This is a genomic window from Cerasicoccus frondis (assembly GCA_031296915.1).
Taxonomy (GTDB): domain Bacteria; phylum Verrucomicrobiota; class Verrucomicrobiia; order Opitutales; family Cerasicoccaceae; genus Cerasicoccus; species Cerasicoccus frondis.
This window is the reverse complement of sequence record JAVDPC010000004.1, coordinates 34,450-48,762: the sequence shown is the minus strand read 5'-3', so window position 1 is coordinate 48,762 and position 14,313 is coordinate 34,450. Positions and strand designations below refer to the sequence as shown.

Below are 14,313 nucleotides of genomic sequence, written 5' to 3'. Positions count from 1 at the left end.
CGGCGTAACTGGGTGGGAGATTGTTTCATGGCGGTTATTTTTATGGGTGTGGAAATGGGGAGGTGTTGAGGTGGGAGGCGGTGCTGCTAAGGGCGCACATTGCCGTAGCACAGGCGTCTCGCCTGTGTCCCGACTCCAGCTGATCGATACTGCGCAGGCGGGGCGCCTATGCTGCTTTTAGTGATCGATTGAATACTAGCGAATGCATCCGAATTCACAATCTAAAAGTGAACGTGCGAGCATTTTGTTAGTGAGTGGCTCTGACTAATAGTGACTGGCTTTCACTCGTGGTGGCGGGTGGGCTGTTGATAAACCTGTGAGGGTTGTTCACTGACGCCTTGGGTCGTTTTTAGCGAAAAATGCCGTTTAAGGTGTCGGCAAATGACACGAAGAATGTCAGCATCATGCTGGAAATGTGTTCTCGGGGCTGATATACTTCCAACGATAAATTTCTGAAATACCCACCCATGATTCATGTGCTCGCGGCACATGGGCCGACGATTTAATGACAGCCCCAAGATGACCGATAGTAGAGAAGCCAGATTCCCCATTCACATTTCGGGATTCTTGCGTATGCTGTTGATCATCGTTCGCGTCGAAAAGGCGCCGCGCGCCCCAAAAGTTAATTGAATGCTCCCCCCTAAGCAGAAGATGCCCGCCCGCAGCGGTTTTGCCCTCATTGTCAGCCTGGTGCTGATGGGCTTTATCGTGATGCTGCTGTTGTCGCTGACGACAATGGTGTCCGTAGAGGTGAACTCCGCGAGCCAATCGCTGATGCTTTCGCAGGCGCGGCAAAACGCGCTACTGGGGCTCAATGTGGCCATTGGCGAGCTGCAGCGCGCGACGGGGCCCGACCAGCGGGTCACGGCGCTCGCGGGTCTGGAATACGCGGGCGCCACGTCCAGCCCGAACTGGGTGGGCGTTTACGCGCATGGCATGACGCCTGACTATGATATGGCCCCGGAGGACATTGCCGGCGAGTGGACGGATGATGCGCTGGTGAACGATCAGGGGTCTGCCGCGAAGCTTCTCACCTGGCTCATCAGCGGGAACACCACGAGTAGTCATTGGCCGACATTCACCACTGAAGGCGTGCTGGAAGATCCGGAGTTTGCCCGGCAGAATTTGTTTGAACCGAATGCGGTGATTACGTTTCAGGATGGCGTGGCTGCCGGGACGCAGGGTGATGTCGCCATCACCGATGTGAACGGCGCGCAGCACCCGGCGCGGATTTTGGTCGGCAGCGGCGCGGTGGGTGATCTGTCCCCACTGCTCAATGGCGTGCCGGAGGATTACGTGGTGGCCCCGCTTGTGGAGATCGACGACGTCAATGAAAACGGCATGACCAATGGCTACGCCTGGTGGGTCGGCGATGAAAATGTGAAGGCCCGCGCGAACCTGACGCGGGAGTCGAATTTGACCGATGCGGCCAACGCATTCGTTAATCCGAGCCGTGCGGCGATCGAGCTCATGGCGCAGGACGACAACGAGCAGGACCTCGGTTCGGATCGCATGATTGGCAATTGGTATGATCCCGATTCCGGGCTTTCGCGCGCTTCCGGGCTGGGCGATTTGGTCATGCTATCGCCGCAGCCAGCGAATTACGCCGCAGCGCAACGGCGTCGTTTTCACGATGTTTCAGTCGCCTCTGCTTCTTTGTTGACCGACAGCTTTGCCGGAGGTCTGAAGCGTGACCTGTCCGCGCTGCTTGCGCAGGGGTATACGATTCCAGCCTCAGACGCCACTGCGAATGATAATTTGCTGTGGACGCGGCATGGCTCGGACTCCACGGGCTACGCGGTTCCAACTTGGGGACACTTGCGCAGCTTCGCGCAAACTCGCGTGAACGCCGCGAATGAAATCGATATGCGGTTGCCGATTTTTAACGACGCAACGCAGAGCGACGATGTTGGCGCGGCGCCGGTGCTCACGTATTTTTCCCTGGGGCTGGGCTTCACGATTGATGGCGCTGCTGCGGGCTCGGACATCAACCTGAATCTCTACCCGATGGTCGTCCTGTGGAATCCATACAACGTTACGCTGAAGGCGCCGGCATTGGATTCGCGGGGCGCGAACATGGAGGTCGGCATGATGATGGGGGGCTCCGTTGAAGCGCGGATCGGCGTGGACGTCGACGCCCCCGGCACACATGACGGGACGGACTACACCTGGAAGAATGTGGCGAATGTGGATTTACGCCGCGGCATCGACCAAAGCGGCTCTGCGCTATCCAAGGATGATGGGCAATACATTCGCTTTGGCCTCAAAGTTCCGGACATTCCGCCCGGTCAAAGTCTGATTTTTTCCCTGCCATATGCGCAACGGGGAGACAGTTATGCGAGCTACCCGGTCTTGGAAAATATCGAGCCGGAGCCGGATTCATTTGTGTCCGTGCCCATTGGCCAGCTCGATGAAAATTACGCAGCGGACACCCGCTTTCGGGCAGGCGCTCGTTATAGCTTTAATTATCTCGGGGAGCCTAGTGTGAGCTTATCCAGCGCGCTGCTGGAGGATGGGAAGGGAGGCCTGCATTTGTATTTGGGAAAACCGAGAACGGACCGGTTGGCGGCCATTCCGATGGATGACGCCGCTGGATTTAATCCATCCAATACGGATATTGAATGGTACCAGAGCCATCAAAGCATCGACTGGAAAAACGCCGTGGTGCAGACCATGACGAACGAGCCAGTATTGGTCAGCGTGACTGCGGGAGAATATGTGGTGCACATGGCGGAGAAGGAAGGCGGGTCGGTTCTCGATGAGGTGTCCGCCATCCAGGCGCCAGCGCCGATCGCGTCCTCGCCGCGCATTGCTTACGTGATCATGACGCATGCGCTTTTCTCGGGCGCCGGGAACAACGCGCAGTACAATGAAAACCAATACATGTTCCCCACGCGTTGGATCGCCCAGGGCAACATGCGGGCGCCGCGCAATGGCCGGACGCGACGGGACATGGACTACCTGCCACTCTTCATTGCCACCGCTGGCAGCGAGGGGGATAGCAGCGCCTGGCAGAAATTCGCCAACGATGAAGGTGACGACAGTAACCGCACTTCCGCCGGCTCCGGGCATGACTGGTCGAGCGAAGGCCCGGTCGATGCGACCTTGTTTGAAATCCTGGGCAGCGATGACGAATTGCAGTCCATTGGCCAACTGCAGCATGCGAACCTTTCGCTGGTTGGCGCGTATCCGTCTTATCCGATTGGCAACAGCCTGGCTGATTTTCGACTGCATGAGCGCTCGACCACGGGCAGCATCCTGGATCCGGAAGACTTCGAGCTGGCGCGTGCGGATTCGGTAAACTCCATCAAGTTGCTCAAGGAAGACATGGAGGCGTATTACGACATCTCTTACTTGCTGAATCGAAATCTTTGGGACGCGTATTATTTCTCCACGATTCCCCGCACTGGGCAGGTCCCCGACAAACTCCCCAACGCGCGGATGACGCACACGGGGGATTCGACGCGCTTGCGCGATGCAGATACCGCTGCGGCAGAGCTTTCCTTGGAGGGCGGCTTCAACGTCAACTCGACTTCCGAGCAGGCATGGCGCGCAGTGTTAGGGGCCGGCTATGGGCTGAAATACAATCCCGAGACGGGCGCGTTCGATAATACTTTGCAATACAAAGCTGCCTACCCGCGCTTCACGCACCCCACGGCGGATGACTCTTGGGACGACCCCTGGCAGGGCTATCGCAGCCTGAGCGAGCAGGAGATTGCCCAGCTCGCGCACAACATTGTCATTGAGATTCAAAACCGTGGGCCGTTCATTTCAGTGGGAGACTTTGTGAACCGCCGACTCGTGGACAACCCGGATACCGATGACTCGGAAGTCACCGACGCGCCCTATGAACACGAAACGTTGCGCGGCGTGATTCAGGCGGCCATTGACCGAACCTGGAGCACGGCTGACGCCGACAGTTTGGGCGATGTCATACAGGCGTTTCCCACTAACGATGCAGAGGTGGATTTCTGGGCTGAAGATGATTTGCAAGAGCACAAAGGCAATTACAAGACGAGCAGCCAGTTTGGCTCCGGCTCCAAATATGCCTACGACTTGCAGCGTTTGCAGGGTGGAGATGAGGAGCGTAAGCCATACAGCAACCGTTCCGCGTTTTCGCCGAAATACATCACGCAGGCCGATGTGCTTTCCGCGATCGGCGCCGGGCTCACGGCGCGGTCCGACACGTTTACGATTCGCGCCTACGGCGAAGTCGAGTCCACTTTCTCTGGCGACCGAATTGGCGCCTGGTGCGAAGCGGTGGTTCAGCGCATGCCGGATTACCTGGACGAAGCCGACGCCCCGGAAGACGCGCCTACCGCCACGCTTAACCAAGCCTTCGGCCGAAGGTATAAAATAATCAGTTTTCGATGGCTCCAAAACGACGAAGTTTAATCGCGCTTGTTTGCTTAATCAGCAGCCTTGGCGGTCTCTTGACTGCCAGTGCAGCGCCAGAAGAGGCTGTCAGATTTCGACTCCTTTCCTTGTCGAATTCAATTAGCCTGCTCTATGATGGAGATGAGGAAGAACAACGGGTTTACGCGACGCCTTCGTCGTTCTCGCCCTGGCTTACGGCGCCGCCCAACCGCAATGTAGCGTTCTATCGAAAGACGCCAAACCCACAGGCGGATGGCGCGCCAATTAAGCAAGTGCTCGCGCAAACGAAGCTGCCAGCTGGGCCGGGGCCGTTCCTGATTTTAGTTAACGAAAACCCGAACGATGATACGTTGCGAACCGTCGTGCTAGAGCATTCGCTGGATGCGCATCCGTTGGCGGAGTACCGCGTAATCAATTTGTCCAAGCGGCGTCTGGCCATTCGGTTGGCGGATCATAACATGCTGTTGGACTCCGGGAAGACCGAAAAAACAGCTTACCCGGAAGGCCGCAAGACATGGCTTAAAGTCGCCGTCAATGACGAGGAAAACGGTTGGATCAAAGTTGTCAGCAAGCCCAGGCCGGTGGACAACACCACGCGCGCAACGCTCGTGATTATGGACATCCCGCCAACGAGGCAGGACCCAAATCCGATTGGTCTCATTGTGCGTGAGGCGCGCGAAAGCGTTGTTGCTGATGAGGCAGGCGTGCCTCAAGTGTTGTAATTAGTCCATGGATAAAAAAGGCAAGTGGAGGTCATTTTCTGACATTTCCTTGTTGCGACTGCTTGGCTGATTTCATGTTATACTGAGTTAAGGCATGAGCACCCCGAGCATGAAATTTCCCGACCAGTTTAACTGGGGCGTTTCGTCATCCGCCTATCAGGTGGAGGGCGCCTGGGACGAGGATGGCAAAGGGCTTTCGGTCTGGGATTATTTTGTCCAGGAAGAGGGGCGCATGTGGCGTAACCAAACGGGCAAAGTCGCCTGTGATCACTATCATCGCTTTAAGGAAGATGTGGCGCTGATGGCGCGCATTGGCGTGAAGTCGTATCGCTTTTCGTTGTCCTGGCCGCGTCTGTTGCCCAACGGCACGGGCAAGGTGAATAAGAAAGGCGTGCGCTTTTATAATATGCTCATTGATGAGTTGTTGGCGCACGATATCGAGCCGTGGGTGACGCTGTTTCACTGGGACTATCCCTATGCGCTTTATTTGCGCGGTGGCTGGCTCAACCCCGACAGCTCGAAGTGGTTCGAGGAATACACTCGCGTTGTCATCAGCCAGTTTTCGGATCGCGTTAGCCACTGGATGACGATCAATGAGCCGCAATGTTTTCTCGGTCTGGGTTACTACGATGGCTACCAGGCTCCGGGCTTGAAACTCTGCCTGCGCGAGTGTTTGCTGGCCGGTCACAATGTATTGCTCGCCCATGGACGTGCGGTGGCGGCGATTCGAAATCACGCGAAGTTGAAGCCCACCATTGGCTGGTCGCCGGCAGCATCCGCCTATCGCCCAGCGACGGAATCGCTGAACGACATCAACGCTGCGCGCGAGGCGACTTACGCGATTTATCCGAATAATCTGTGGAACACATGTTGGTGGACTGATCCGGTGCTGCTGGGGCATTATCCGGAAGAGGGGCTGCAAATATATGGCAAGAATGCGCCTGCCGCCAGTAAGTCGGAGATGAAGCTCATCTACCAGCCGATTGATTTCTGCGGCTGTAATCTCTTCCAGGTTAGCCCGATTAAAATGAGCGAATCCGGCGTGCCCGTTGGCGTGGAGTTGGAGCCAAACGAGCCGATTTCCACCTACGAATGGTCACTCAATACCGATGGCATTTACTGGGCCTTGCGTTACTTTCACGAGCGTTATCAGACGCCGCTCATCATTACTGAAAATGGTTGCTCGCTGCTGGATCAGATTGGCCATGATGGCGCGGTGCACGATACGAATCGCAAGGAATTCATCGTCGGCAGTTTGTTGTCGCTGCATCGAGCGATCAGCGACGGCATCGATGTACAGGGGTATTTTCATTGGTCGCTACTCGACAGTTTTGAATGGCAGGAAGGGTACAAGCATCGCTTCGGCCTGGTGTTTGTTGATTTCCAAACGCAGGAGCGCACGCTCAAGGAGTCGGCGTTTACTTACCAGGAAATCATCAGCACCAATGGTGAGTCGCTCCGGCAATTTGCACACAAGCATGAGGAGCCCGTGCCCTATGTGGTGAAGGAAGCGCAGCGCTACATCGAGAATAACATTTCCGAGGCCTTCAATGTGAAGACCATTGCGGCGCATTTAAATTGCCACCCGGATTCATTGAGCCGTCGCTTCAAGCAGTATACCGGGGTGAGCCTGAGCGCTCACATCCGCCGGATACGCCTGGAGTGCGCGCGGAATATGCTGCGTGATCCGAAGATATTGATCAGCGTGGTGTCGGATTGCTGCGGATTCTCGGACCGCATTCACTTCACGAAAGTTTTCCGTAAAGAGATGGGCATGACGCCGGGTGAATACCAGCGGCAATACCGCACCAAGGAAAGCGCCAACGAAATACCCGCCATCGAGGTTTCGAAGAATCCGCGCGTTTCGTAAGCCGGTGTGCTTCTCCATAAAAAAGCGCTCCGGTAGACCGAAGCGCTTTTTCCATGAAGGGATACGAGTTACTTTGCAGTGCAAAGTAAATTAACTTTCTGATGCAGAGCTTTCGCTCTTAAAGCCATCAACGTCGGATGCGAGGTCCGCGCGCTGCCAGACGCGGACGTAATCAATGATGAATTCATCCGGCAATTGCTTGTTGTCCATTGGCTCGTTGTCCCAACCACCGGCGACAAAGGTGTAGATGATGTTGGACTCGACGTCTGAAATGCGATCGGTCTCCCAGCGGGCGACTTCGCGGCCATTGTTGTAGACGACGGCCAGGCCGGGGAGCCAGAGCAGGCCGGTGGTGATGTAGCCCTCTTCGTCATGGCCGGTGTAGACGCCGGAGCCCGTGGCCTTGTGATCCTTGCCATAGCCGTCGTAGTGGAATGCAGTGGTGAAACGGTAGGGGCCCCAGCCGGAGAGGAACTCCATAATGTCGAACTCCATGCCGCCGTTGCCGGTGTCTTGGCGCTTCCATTGGGGGCCGGCTTCGACGCCGCGATCAGGCATGAGCCAGAATGCTGGCCAGAGGCCGGGCGCTTTCGGCAGCTTCATGCGCGTTTCAAAATAGCCGTAGCGCTGGACCCATTTGCCGTAGCTGTCGAGGAAGCCGGTGGTGTATTCGTTGTAGCGTTTGTGGGTGGGGTCGTCGTTGTGGTGTCCGGCCTTCTTCTCGTAGATGAGCACCGCTTTGCCATCGTGCATTTGGACGTTGTCCTTGCTGAAGCGGGTGACCTTGTCCCAAAAGTTCGAAGCGTAAACGCGCCAGGCATCGCTGTTGAGTTCATCGGCGTCAAACTCTTCGCGGAAGGTCATTTTCCAATCACCTTCCACTGGCGGGCGCTTGCCGACCCAGTCGGGCAACTTCAGTGGCGGCGCCGTCAAGCGAATGGACGTCACTTCGATTTCCTGAGGCGTGTCGCTGTTGGACAAGAGGGTGATGGTCTTGGCTTTATTGCTTTCGAAAAATTCATTCTTACGGCCCAAGCCGGCGTCCATGGATTTAGCGCGAATAAATGAAATGGTGAGCTTGCCTTCTTCACCGGGCTTGAGAGGGGCGGCAAGCGTAGCAAGGTCCGTGTCGCCGCGTCCACTGGTGGCTTTCGCGCTTGGGTTGATGCTTGAACGGCCAATGTTCTTTACGCTGACTTCGAGTTGATAGCCCTGGCGAAAATCCCACATTACGCCGTCAGCAGGGGCGATGTCCACTGCTTGATTGGCTTCCTGGAAATGCACTGTCAGCGGGTCTGCGCCTTCGCCGCCAGAATAAGAAGCGTCAGCGCGACCGGTGTAAGTCCGCTTGATGGAGGCGGCGCCTTCGCCGAGCACGTAGCTGTTTACGGGAGCGACGTTGGGCTTGTAAGGGGAGGGCGCCTTGCTGAGTTTGAGTTTATCAATTTTTAATTTTTGACCCTCCGAGGCTTTGCCGGTGAATAGCTGGACGGCGGATACGTTCGATGTATCGAGCTCGTAGCCTGGCTTGCGCGCGCTGAAGCCAAAAAACACGCGAATGTTTTTCGTGTCGCCCTTGGCGAGCCGGGCGGATTCATTGTTCCACGGCTTTTGGCGCCAGTCGCCTTTGTTGTCGACGCGCAGCGTTACGTAGACCGCATTTTCGCCTTCGTTGGTCAACGTGATGTCGATGCAGGTGAATTCGGAAAAGTTCCAGGTTTGGCCTTCCGGCGGCAGGAAGCGAACACCGGGATAGCTCGACTTGCCTTGGTCGAAGGTGAGTGTCATGCCATCGAAAACGCCAGCTTGGGCGTAGTCGATTTTCACGGTGTCGTCCGTAGGTTTCACGGTCACGTCGTAGTCGGCGAAGCTGGTGTCCCAGTCGCGGGCCTGGAGTGCTGGCGCAGCCAGAAGCAGCGCGACGCACAAGAGTCTGAAGAGACGGTGAGGAGAGACGCGGGTGGGCGTAGCTTGGGGATAACGAGTCAAGGTTAACATGGGAACATCATAGCGAATATTGAGGTTGGGGACAAGTCATGGGCAGACTTGGGCTGTGGTAAACACTGACCGTTTTGGGGTGGTTGAATGGTCAAATGATGATGCATAAACGCAAGTGTGTCGACAGCTTATGCAGTAGGGGGCAATTGCTGTCTGGTATCGGTCAGTCGACTGCCGTAAGGCGCGTTTGCAGTTGCCAGACGCGCAGGTAATCGATCCGCCAATCATCGGGGAGTCTAGCTTGGTCGACGTTTTTCGTGGCGTGCTTGCCCATGGGCAGCGTGACTGCCAGGTAGCAGGGGACGTCGGCGATGGCGTCGCTCTGCCACTCGCCCTTTTTCTGTCCATCAATGTGCCAAACCAGGCGGTCTGGTTCCCAGAGTAAACCATAGGTGTGCCAGCCGTCTTCGGTCGGACCGTGGTAGATGTAACTGTCGCCCCAATTGCGCTGAATGTGCGTGCCGGCCGGGCCGCCCCAGCGCACGCCAATGCCCACGCGGCCCGGGCCCCATTCGGTGAGGTGACGCACGATGTCCATCTCCATGCCTTTGCCATTGAAGTCGTGGGAAGTGCGGCGTTCGTGGAGGTTGAGTCCGCCATCGGCGCCGCGATCGGGAATCAGTGTGAGCGTCGGCGCGAGCCCTCTCGCGGTTGGCATTTTAGCGCGCATTTCAAAGTAGCCATAACGTTGTGTCCAGCGGTCGTAGCTGGACAGCATCCCGGCGGCGTAGTTGCGTTGCGGCAGGGTTGGGTCGTCGTATTGATGGCCTGGATTGACTGCTACGGTCAGAACGGCGGCGTTGTTTTCCAAGCGGACATTTTCGTCGCGATAGCGCTGGGTTTCGATCTTCGCTGGACCGCCAAAAGCAAGGCGGGTGGACCAGATCCCTGCGTTGAGTTGGTCTTGGTCGAACTCTTCATTGAGCGCGATTACCCAATCGCCAGAAATCGGTGGCTGTGCTCCCAGCCAGTCTGGCTGAGTGACCGAGGTTTGTCGGTCGGCAGGTTTGCTAAAGCGTTCGCGCCGCTGTTCTTCGCTGGCGGCGCCGTAGGCTGCGGGTTCACCGAGCTTCATGACGGTAGGCGCGCTTGGGTTGACGAGGAAAAATTGATAGGCGGTGATTTCAGAGGCGTCCAATGGGAAGCCGGGACGCCCGTTGTTTTGCCCGAAAACGGAGCGCAGCGTTACGGTTTCGCCGGGCTGAATGAGCTGAGACTCGGTGTTCCAAAATTGCTCCTTGTCTTCGCCTGGATTGTCGATGCGCAAGGCGCCGCGCACGGGATGCTCGCTGAGGTTAGTCGCTTGTAATTCTATGCCTTGGTATGGAGACAGGTCCCAACCGCCAATTGGGCAGGGGAATGCAAGCTTGGGGTAGCCGTCTGGTTCGAAGTTGATGGTCAGGGTGTGGTCGCTGCCGTCGTCTGTTATGATGGCTCGGTGCGGCTTTAGTTGGCTGAGGGCGTCTGCCTTGCTGTAGTTGCTGAGCCGTTGCGTTGCGTCGCTGGCGGCAATGGCGTTCAGCGAGAATAGAAAGAGAGAAAAACAGGAAGCGCCGAAGTGGCGTAAGCTTGGTTGGGAAGACATCGTTTGGGGAGTGATTCGCTCGGGATAGGATTGTGTCGGCTATCGGCAGCCGATGGTTGCTGTGTCAATTGCTGACCTGACTTGCGTGTGAATTGCCGACAACTGTATGGGGCGAAAAATGGCAGGTTATATTGCCAAAAAGAACCGCTGCCAAAAGACAGCGGTTCTTGAAAGTCATAACCTCGGGCGGAGGCTTTTACTTGTTGCCGCGTCTACGCAGAGCCAGCAGGCCAAGAACGCAGGCGCCGAGGATCAGCGCGTAGGCGCCGGGTTCCGGGATGGAGGCAACTTGCACACCGCTGAGGAAGCCGCGATTGAAGGAAGGCGTTTTCGTGCCATCGACAGCGAAGTAAATCGACTCGCCGCTCGCGATGGTGATCGTTGCCTTGGAATAGGAAACGCCGTCGGTCCAACTGGAGTTGTTGCTGTTTGACAGGGCAGAGCTGCCGAGTCCGTCGAAATCGAAAGTCGAGGCGGCGGAGCCGGAGGTGACATACACGGCCATTTCAGTGTCGCCGAGGTTGACGTTGCCGTTGTTGCCCCAGATGAGGATTTCGTATTGGCCAGCTGCGAGGCCGGTTATCTGGCCAGCAACCCAGTTGTCATCGACGTTATTGTTGCCCGTCCAAATCGTGCTACGCATCGTTGTGAGAGAATAAACGCCGCCGTCATCACTGAGGGTGTTGGTGGAAGATGGGTTGGTGGTGAAGTCGACCGTGGAACCTGAGTTCAGTGGGTTGGAACGACCGAGGTCGAGTGCAATGCCGGTTGCGCTTGTGCCGTCGGCATAGATCAGGGAGGAGCTGTCGGAGTTGCCGAGTTCATTCCAGCTGGTTCCGCTGAAAGTCGGGTTTTCGGTGTGGTAGGGGCTGTCGCCCGCTTCGCCGCCGGGGACGGCAGTGCTGCCAAAGTTGAACATCAGCACTTGCGCGGTAAGCGACGTTGCGCAAAGAGCCAGGGTTAAGGGTGCGGTGATGAACTTATGCTTCATTTTAAGGTATGGGGTGAGGGTTATAGAAAGATTCAGAGGTTTGTTTAAGTTTCCAAGCATAGCATAGACTTTCATCACACCGTTAGCCTTTTACTGACACCTTGTGTGTTATTTATCGACAGTTCTAGGGGCCCACAGATTGACATCGTTGAGGCGCTGGCTTCAGGATAGGGTGGGGACCCGGCGACTTTGGCCGGGGATGGACGTTCGTCCGCTTTCAAATTGATGGCTTACAGTCGGCAGATCGCAAAGAGTGCATCGGCAATCCATTCACCGTTTGTGGTAAAAATTTGCTAGGATGACTGCGTTCCGGAGTTTGCCGGAACATACCCTCAAACGCCTTACGGCGTTTATCTCTTAACCCGTTATCCTAAGTATGAAAAGATATCAGATCTCACTGTTCTGCGTGTTTGCGGCTGCCCCACTGTTGTTTGCCGACCCACCCCCCGGCAGCTTTACGCTGACGTTTGAAGAGCAATTTAACACATCGGTCATCGATGGCGATACCTGGAAGGTCGGCCCGGCCGACGCCTTTATCGAAGGACTTGGCGGCAACAATGTTGAAAATTATGAAGTCGCCAGCGGCGCGCTATCACTCAAGGCGACCACTGATCCGGTTGACTTCAGTTATGCAACCTATGCGTATTCGGGCGCTGAGTTGACGACGTTTCTGCGTTTTAAACAAAAGTATGGTTACTTTGAAACGCGCGCCAAGTGGTCAAGCGTATCAGGGGTTTGGCCGGCGTTTTGGCTGATGCCGGAGCGCGATGAATATGGCACGAAGGAATGGAAGAACAACGTGTTCATTAAATTCGACTTAAGCTCGAGCGGCATCGGATCGGTGAGCACGGCAACGCTGCGACTATGCGCGAAGCTAGTTGGCAATAGCTCGAGTCAGCCCAACAATTTACAGCTGTTCCGGGTGCATGACGACTCATGGACCGAGGGCTCCATTACCTGGAATAATCAGCCTGCCTGGGACCCGCTCTACATTGAGCAGAAGTTCGGTTACGATGCGCCTACGGGCACGTATGTGGATTTCGATGTCACCGAATTCGTCACCGCAGAAGTCAGCGGTGATGACATTGTTTCCTTCGCGCTCGCTGATGAATTTCGCAAAGGACGCGGACAATGGTTCTACAGTAAGGAGGCAACGACGGTCGCTTATCGCCCGCAATTGATCATCAACGGCGTAGCGTACTATCCAAGCGATGACTCCTATACGAAGTGGGGCACATCCGCTGACACTAATTACGGCAGTGTCGATGAACTCAGTGCGCGTTCGATGTACAGCGACCGGACTGACAGCACTTATCACGAGACTTTGGAAGATAACGGTGTGGTCATCGAGGACTATGGGCAGGGAATGGAAATTGACATCTTTGAAGGCTATGGTGTGCAGGGTTCATATCAACTGTCGCACGCAACACATTGGGATGGTTATGGTGGTTCACATAAGCTGCTGGGGTGGGGGCCAGTGCCTGTTGATGACAGCAGCGAATACCACACCTATGGCGTATACTGGGAAGAAGGTCTGCTGGAGTTCTACGTGGACGGCGTGAAGACCGGCGTGCGTGAAGATGACCGAGTCATGGACGTGCCTGCCTACATCTTGCTATCGATGCAGGTCGGTGGCTCTTACGCGGGCAATACGCCAATACCCGAGATGAATAACCAGGCGGTTGACTTCGATTACGTCAAGGTTTGGTCGGGCACAAAGTCGAGCGCGCCTGCATCGTCTACCTCCATCGACGGTAGTGGTAATGTTGCCTTTGGCGATGACTACACTTCCTACAGTGGCAATGTAATTCCCAACGTGGCGATTGCCGATGATGGCGGCGATATGTCGGTTTGTAAAAACGGGTGGATCAAGTTCCCGCTTAGCTATACCGTAACATCAGACACTTGGTTGCAGTTTACTGTTGAGGCAGTTGAAGGCGGCGAAATCTTGGGTATTGGTTTGGATGAAAATGACAACAATAACGACACAATGCGTGTCTTCCAGGTTGCCGGTACACAGACATGGGCGAACGCTTATCAAGATACGAATGACTACGTGCTCAATGGCGGACCTTCCACCTATGTCGTTAACATTGGCAACGTCTACACTGGCAATATGAATTACCTGGTCATTGTGTCAGATGATGATGCAGGCGATGGTGTTTATGCGCAGTTTCGCGACGTGAAAATTACGGAAGGCGAGCCGATGACTGGCATTGACATCACACCGCTAAACAATGGTGTGGCTGCGCATGATCAGCGATCCGGCGCAGGGTACCTGATGTATAGTGAAGCCGACGTGGACACGCGCTTTGGCGCTTATACTGGAAATGCAGCGCATGTGATTGCGGTTTTCTACAGTTCAGGCGCGTGGTATGCCGATACGAACTTTGGGCAGGTCTCGTTTACGCCGGTTGCCTCGGATGTATTATTGGCGGACGTGGACTTTACCAACGACACGGTTAGCTCGTTGGAAGGCGTTAATAGCACGGAGAATGGAATCAGCAAAGGCTATGCGAGTGGCGACTTGGCCTACATCGCTGACTGGTGGAATGGCGCCAGCAATGATGGAGAGTTCGGACTTACTGGCTCTACCTTTACACCCTGGTAACGCCATATGCTTTGCATCGCAAAGTAAATTAAAGCACTTCTATGGTCGCCGTCCTTATTGCAAGGACGGCGATTTTTTTATGCCCATTTGGGGAGAGGGAGCGTGGCGAATCACAGAAAAAATCCTACAGGTAGAATTTCGCAATGCTTGCCTGCGTCC

General features: G+C 55.7%; 7 protein-coding genes. 4 read left to right on the top strand and 3 right to left on the bottom strand.

Going from position 1 to position 14,313, the window contains the following annotated elements:
* Positions 1-630 precede the first annotated feature (630 nt).
* From RBB63_RS04065 to RBB63_RS04055, 3 genes are all read left to right on the top strand, one after another.
* Positions 631-4,395, top strand: a complete 3,765-nt coding sequence (locus tag RBB63_RS04065) for a pilus assembly PilX family protein (protein WP_309381353.1) — start codon at positions 631-633, stop codon at positions 4,393-4,395.
* Between the two features lie 89 nt (positions 4,396-4,484).
* Positions 4,485-5,099, top strand: coding sequence for a hypothetical protein (locus RBB63_RS04060; RefSeq protein WP_309381352.1), 615 nt, complete (start codon positions 4,485-4,487; stop codon positions 5,097-5,099).
* A 94-nt stretch (positions 5,100-5,193) separates the two neighbouring features.
* Positions 5,194-6,969, top strand: coding sequence for a GH1 family beta-glucosidase (locus RBB63_RS04055; protein WP_309381350.1), 1,776 nt, complete (start codon positions 5,194-5,196; stop codon positions 6,967-6,969).
* Between the two features lie 90 nt (positions 6,970-7,059).
* Here RBB63_RS04055 and RBB63_RS04050 read toward each other — a convergent pair whose 3' ends face one another.
* The 3 genes from RBB63_RS04050 to RBB63_RS04040 form a co-directional block, all read right to left on the bottom strand.
* A complete protein-coding gene (locus RBB63_RS04050; RefSeq protein ID WP_309381348.1) occupies positions 7,060-8,967 on the bottom strand; it encodes a glycoside hydrolase family 16 protein in 1,908 nt (635 codons plus the stop codon).
* A 163-nt stretch (positions 8,968-9,130) separates the two neighbouring features.
* Complete coding sequence (locus RBB63_RS04045) at positions 9,131-10,552, bottom strand: glycoside hydrolase family 16 protein (protein WP_309381346.1); 1,422 nt, start codon at positions 10,550-10,552, stop codon at positions 9,131-9,133.
* Between the two features lie 196 nt (positions 10,553-10,748).
* Positions 10,749-11,543, bottom strand: a complete 795-nt coding sequence (locus tag RBB63_RS04040) for a PEP-CTERM sorting domain-containing protein (RefSeq protein WP_309381344.1) — start codon at positions 11,541-11,543, stop codon at positions 10,749-10,751.
* 376 nt (positions 11,544-11,919) lie between these two features.
* Between RBB63_RS04040 and RBB63_RS04035 the strand changes: the two genes are divergently transcribed.
* Positions 11,920-14,154: a CBM96 family carbohydrate-binding protein gene (locus tag RBB63_RS04035; protein WP_309381342.1), complete on the top strand. Its 2,235-nt coding sequence runs from the start codon at positions 11,920-11,922 to the stop codon at positions 14,152-14,154.
* Positions 14,155-14,313 lie beyond the last annotated feature (159 nt).